This window comes from Streptomyces sp. (assembly GCF_035563135.1).
Taxonomy (GTDB): Bacteria; Actinomycetota; Actinomycetes; order Streptomycetales; family Streptomycetaceae; genus Streptomyces.
Map to the genome: position 1 here is coordinate 1 of NZ_DATMVN010000811.1, position 5,361 is coordinate 5,361.

At 70.3% G+C, this 5,361-nt stretch carries 5 protein-coding genes; 1 reads left to right on the plus strand and 4 read right to left on the minus strand.

Translation table 11 applies throughout. The features are described 5' to 3' along the window. The coding region (locus tag VN520_RS36075; protein ID WP_325751173.1) for a tetrahydrofolate dehydrogenase/cyclohydrolase catalytic domain-containing protein at positions 1-376 on the minus strand (376 nt) is incomplete at its 3' end. Positions 377-611: 235 nt separating this feature from the next. Here VN520_RS36075 and VN520_RS36080 point away from each other — a divergent pair. Beyond that, positions 612-1,208 carry a hypothetical protein gene (locus VN520_RS36080; protein WP_325751174.1) on the plus strand — a complete coding sequence of 199 codons (597 nt, stop codon included), beginning with the start codon at positions 612-614 and terminating at the stop codon, positions 1,206-1,208. Positions 1,209-1,268: 60 nt separating this feature from the next. On the opposite strand, the gene VN520_RS36085 is transcribed toward VN520_RS36080, so the two are convergent. From VN520_RS36085 to purN, 3 genes are all read right to left on the minus strand, one after another. After that, positions 1,269-2,729 (minus strand): DUF2079 domain-containing protein, encoded by a 1,461-nt coding sequence (locus VN520_RS36085; protein WP_414720062.1) that lies wholly within the window; start codon positions 2,727-2,729, stop codon positions 1,269-1,271. A 172-nt stretch (positions 2,730-2,901) separates the two neighbouring features. Further along, positions 2,902-4,455, minus strand: coding sequence for a bifunctional phosphoribosylaminoimidazolecarboxamide formyltransferase/IMP cyclohydrolase (purH, locus tag VN520_RS36090; RefSeq protein ID WP_325751175.1), 1,554 nt, complete (start codon positions 4,453-4,455; stop codon positions 2,902-2,904). After that, positions 4,442-5,098 carry a phosphoribosylglycinamide formyltransferase gene (gene purN, locus VN520_RS36095; protein WP_325751177.1) on the minus strand — a complete coding sequence of 219 codons (657 nt, stop codon included), beginning with the start codon at positions 5,096-5,098 and terminating at the stop codon, positions 4,442-4,444. The genes purH and purN overlap by 14 nt, the downstream gene beginning before the upstream one ends. Positions 5,099-5,361 lie beyond the last annotated feature (263 nt).

Sequence of the window (5,361 nt, forward strand, 5' to 3'; positions counted from 1 at the left end):
TGACCGGGTGGAGGCCGTCGGCATCCTTGGCGGGGTCCATCGCCTCGAGGATCCGGCTCTCCTCGATCCCCTTCGGCAGGGGCAGCTGGACGATGTAGCCCGTGCAGTCGGGGTCGGCGTTGAGCTCGCGCACGACCTCCTCGATCTCCTCCTGGGTGGCGGTGCCGGGGAGTTCACGCTGGATGGAGCCCATGCCGACCTGGGCGCAGTCACGGTGCTTGCCGTTCACGTACCAGCGGCTGCCCGGGTCGTCGCCGACGAGCAGGGTCCCCAGGCCGGGGGTGATGCCCTGCGCCTTGAGGGCCGCCACGCGGACGGTCAGGTCGGACTTGATCGCAGCTGCGGTGGCCTTGCCATCGAGAATCTGGGCAGTCATGACACCCATCCTCGCGGATGACCCCGCCCGCGTACCAATCCTGGTCTGCCTCGTGGACAAGAGATTGCACTTGCACAACACATTCGGCAACCAGCTGGACAAAATGCGGATGTCACGACGACGATAAGGCCCGCATCACCGCGGACAGTGTCGGGGGGACCACCGTTCAGATTGCACACGATTCCTCCGCTCGGGCCGCGTCGTCCCCAGCACTTCGCAACGGAGGAACCCCGCCATGAGCTTCGGCGACCCCAACAACCCCTACGGCCAGCAGCAGGGCGCGCAGCCGGGCGGGCAGCCGGGCTACGGCTACCCCCAGCAGGCCCCGCAGGGTGCGCCCCAGCAGGGTTACGGCTACCCGCAGGCACCGCCGGTCCAGGGCGGTTACGGCTACCCCGGCGGGCCCACCGAGATGCCGGGCGGTGTGAAGGCCGCCCGCGTCATGCTCTTCGTGATCGCCGGTCTCCAGGTCATCGGTGCGATCTTCGTCGCCCTCGCCGCCGCGGCCGTGAACGCCGCCAAGGAGGACCCGACGCTGAAGGAGGACGTCCAGTTCCAGCAGCTCGCCGACTACTCGGGCAACGCGCTGTGGGGCATCGTCGTCTTCGCGATCCTGTGGGGCGTCCTCGCCGTCTTCCTCGCCGCCAAGTTCGGCAAGGGCGGCAACGGAATACGCATCACCGCCATCGTCTTCGGCGTGATCACGGCGATCCTCGGCATCTACCCCTTCATCCTGATCGGCCTCATCCACACGGTCCTGGCCATCCTGGTCGTCGTCTTCGTGGCGAAGTCCGACGGCGGCGCCTGGTTCACCCGCCAGCAGCAGCACTGACGTCCCGGCGCACCCGCGCATGAAGGCCGCAGCACCCGCTCGTCCGCGGGTGTGCGGCCTTCAGCCGTTCCGGGGCGCCGGCGTGGTCCGCTCCATGACGACGAAGGAACCCGCCTGCCGGGAGATCCGGTAGCGCGCCTCCGGGTGGAGCTGCTGGGCGTACTTCACCGGATCCTCGATCGGCCGCGACCAGCCGAAGTCCAGGTTGATCGCGACGACGTCGGGCGCGGTGCCGGGCGCCCCGCCGATCCAGTGGACCGTGCGGTCCGAGGTCAGGTGCGCCATGAGCGTGATGTCGGTCTCCACCCGCGCGCCCACGGGGATGGCGTCCAGCGCCGCTTCGGCCGCGTGGGTGCGCGCGTCGGCGCGGTAGGTCTCCGGGCGCAGCAGGTCGCGGAGCGGGAGGTGCTGGGTGAGGGCGACGGCGATCGCCGCGGCCACCGGGACGGCGACGTTCGCATACGAGACGAGCCAGGGCCGCTTCGACCCCTGGCTGCGGCGGATGCCGTCGGCCATGGCCAGGAAGACCACCGGCATCAGGATCGCGCTGTAGTGCCAGACCATGCCCCAGTGGTTGGAGTCCTGGGAGAGCAGACGCCAGCCGAGGGTGGGCAGGACGAGCAGGATCAGGGGGGAGCGCAGCGCCATGAAAGCGGTGATGCCGACCAGGAAGACCAGCATCTCCAGCTTGACGGACGAGTTGAACACGCCGAGCACGGAGTCGAGCGGGGAGACCTGCTGCCCGCCGTTCTCCTCGATCTTCTTCCAGTAGTCGTACGTCCCCGCGCTGCTGGCCGCCGGTATGAGCACCAGCACGGTCAGCGCGAACGCGCACACGCCGAAGGCCGCGAGCAGGAATCCCTGGAGCCGCCGCCCGTACAGGGCCAGGAGTCCGCCGACGACAGCGACGGTGACTCCGAGGTCCTCCTTGACCAGGACCAGCGGCAGCGACCACAGGACGACGGCCCGCCACCGCTCCATGAGCAGGGCCCGGCAGACCAGGGCCAGCAGCGGGACGGCGAGGGCTATCTCGTGGAAGTCGGCCTTCACCGCTTCCTGAAGCCCCCAGGACAGCCCGTACGCGACGGTGACGCAGAGCCCGGAGCGGCCGCCCAGCACCTGCTGGACGGTGCGTCCGACGATCACCGCGGAGGCGGCGAACAGGGCGGCCTGGGCGAACAGCAGGGCGAGGGCGGACGGCCAGATCCAGTAGAGCGGGACGAGGAGCGCCACCAAGGGGCTGAAGTGGTCACCGAGGATCAGGTAACCCGGTCCCTTGATGTCGACGACGGGGGCGTCGAACCCGGCGTACGCGCGCACCTCCTGCTCGAAGATGCCCAGGTCCCAGGAGGGCGACTGGAAGTGGCTGAAGCGCAGGTATCCGTAGAGGAAGTAGAGCGCGCACAGCACCGCGGCGGCGATGAGGTACGGGCGCAGCGGCGCCGGGTGCGGCGCACTCCCGGCCGGCCCCGGGGTCTGCGCCCCGGGCACGTCGGTCCCGCTCTGGTTCAGGTCAAGCACGATGCCCCCGCCACGGATTCCACACCGGTCACCGCCGGTCGCACCGGTCCCGCCCGCTACGGTCCGGCAAGGCCATTCATTAGAACAGAGGGACGACTGGTCTCCGTACGGCGGGACGCACCGCAGGCCGCACCCGGCGGGTGCGGCCTGCGGTCGTGTCGGTGCGGTGCCGTCAGTGGAAGAAGTGGCGCGTACCGGTGAAGTACATGGTCACGCCCGCCTTCTTCGCGGCCTCGACGACCAGCTCGTCGCGGACCGAGCCACCGGGCTGGGCGACGGCCTTGATGCCGGCGGCGGTGAGGATCTCCAGGCCGTCGGGGAAGGGGAAGAAGGCGTCGGACGCGGCGTACGCGCCCCGGGCCCGCTCCTCGCCCGCCCGCTCGACCGCGAGCTTCGCGGAGTCGACGCGGTTGACCTGTCCCATGCCGACGCCGACGGAGGCACCGTCCTTGGCGAGCAGGATCGCGTTGGACTTGACCGCGCGGCAGGCCTTCCAGGCGAAGGCGAGCTCCCTGAGCTCGTCGGCGGAGAGCGCCTCACCCGTGGCCAGCGTCCAGCCGGCCGGGTCGTCGCCCTCGGCCTGGAGCCGGTCGGTGACCTGGAGCAGGGCGCCACCGTCGATCGGCTTGACCTCGACCTCGGCGGACGGGGCGTCGGGGCAGCGCAGCACCCGGATGTTCTTCTTGCGGGCCAGCACCTCGACGGCACCGTCCTCGTACGCCGGGGCGACGATGACCTCGGTGAAGATCTCCGCGACCTGCTCGGCCATCTCGACGGTCACCGGCCGGTTGACGGCGATGACGCCGCCGAACGCGGACAGCGGGTCACAGGCGTGCGCGTTGCGGTGCGCCGTGGCGACGTCGTCGGCGATCGCGATGCCGCACGGGTTGGCGTGCTTGATGATCGCGACGCACGGCTCGGCGTGGTCGTAGGCCGCGCGGCGGGCGGCGTCGGTGTCCGTGTAGTTGTTGTAGGACATCTCCTTGCCGTGCAGCTGCTCGGCCTCGGCGAGTCCGCCCTCGCCCGAGGTGTAGAGCGCGGCGGGCTGGTGCGGGTTCTCGCCGTAGCGCAGGACGTTCTTGCGCGCGAAGGTCGCACCGGAGAAGTCGGGGAAGCCGGAGTCGTCGGCGGCCGCGTAACCCTCGGCGAACCAGGCGGCGACGGCCACGTCGTAGGCGGCGGTGTGCTGGAAGGCCTCGGCGGCGAGCCGCTTGCGGGCGGTCAGGTCGAAGCCGCCCGCCTTGACCGCGGCGAGGACGTCGGCGTAGCGCTCCGGACTGGTCACCACCGCCACGGACGGGTGGTTCTTGGCGGCGGCGCGGACCATCGACGGGCCGCCGATGTCGATCTGCTCCACGCACTCGTCGTCGGACGCGCCGGAGGCGACGGTCGCCTTGAACGGGTACAGGTTGACGACCACGAGGTCGAACGGCTCCACACCGAGCTCGGCGAGCTGCTCGCGGTGGGCGTCCAGGCGCAGGTCGGCGAGGATGCCGGCGTGCACCCGGGGGTGCAGCGTCTTGACGCGGCCGTCGAGGCACTCGGGGAAGCCGGTGAGCTCCTCGACCTTGGTGACGGGCACACCGGCGGCTGCGATCTTCCCGGCGGTGGAGCCGGTGGACACCAGCTCGACACCCGCCTCGTGCAGACCGCGGGCGAGGTCTTCGAGCCCCGTCTTGTCGTAGACGCTGACCAGGGCGCGACGGATGGGCTTATTCACCGACATGACCGAGATGAACCTTTCGTCCCTCAATGCGATAGCCGTCACGGGCGAGCCGCCCCACGGCCTCGACGAGCAGCTTGCGCTCGACTTCCTTGATGCGTTCGTGGAGGGCGGCTTCACCCTCCACCGTTTCCTCTTCGGTCACCTCGACCACGCCCTGCGCGATGATCGGACCGGTGTCGACGCCGTCGTCGACGAAGTGGACGGTGCACCCGGTGACCTTCACGCCGTACGCGAGCGCGTCGCGGACACCGTGGGCACCGGGAAAGCTGGGGAGCAGGGCGGGGTGGGTGTTGACGACGCGGCCGCCGAACTCGGCCAGGAAGCCCTTGCCCACGATCTTCATGAATCCCGCGGACACGACGAGGTCCGGGCGGTGTTCCGCCACGGCCGCGGTCAGAGCGGCGTCCCACCCGTCACGGTTCGCGTACTCGCCGAGCTTGCACACGAAGGTGGGGAGCCCGGCGCGCTCGGCACGCTCGATGCCGGCCGTGCCGTGGCGGTCCGCGCCGACGGCGACGATCCGGGCCCCGTAACCCTCGGGGTCGTCATCGATCGCGTCGAGGAGAGCCTGGAGGTTCGTGCCTGAGCCGGAGACGAGCACGACCACACGGGCCGGAGCGGCGAAGGGGGGCGGGGAGGCCACGGCGGGGCCCTTTCTCGCGTGGTGCAGCAGGTACGCGATGTACAGGAGGTGCATTTGTATGGTCGTACGAAAGAAGCTCCTCCTGGGATACGGGGAACTCTACGAACGGTCCGACCGTCAGCAACGATACCGGCACACCCGGCGGCCCCCACGGGACGGGGGCGTGACCGGGAGGTAGCGTCAGGGGACAGGGAACCGCCCCCGGGCGGAAATGACGAGATGGGGAAGACGTTCACCACATGCCGGACCGCCTCCGCACCGCC

What these genes read in the sequence shown, in the direction of transcription:
- VN520_RS36080 (WP_325751174.1), top strand. Translation starts at nt 612, where the DNA reads ATGAGCTTCGGCGACCCCAACAACCCCTACGGCCAGCAGCAGGGCGCG.
- purH (WP_325751175.1), bottom strand. Translation starts at nt 4,455, where the DNA reads ATGTCGGTGAATAAGCCCATCCGTCGCGCCCTGGTCAGCGTCTACGAC.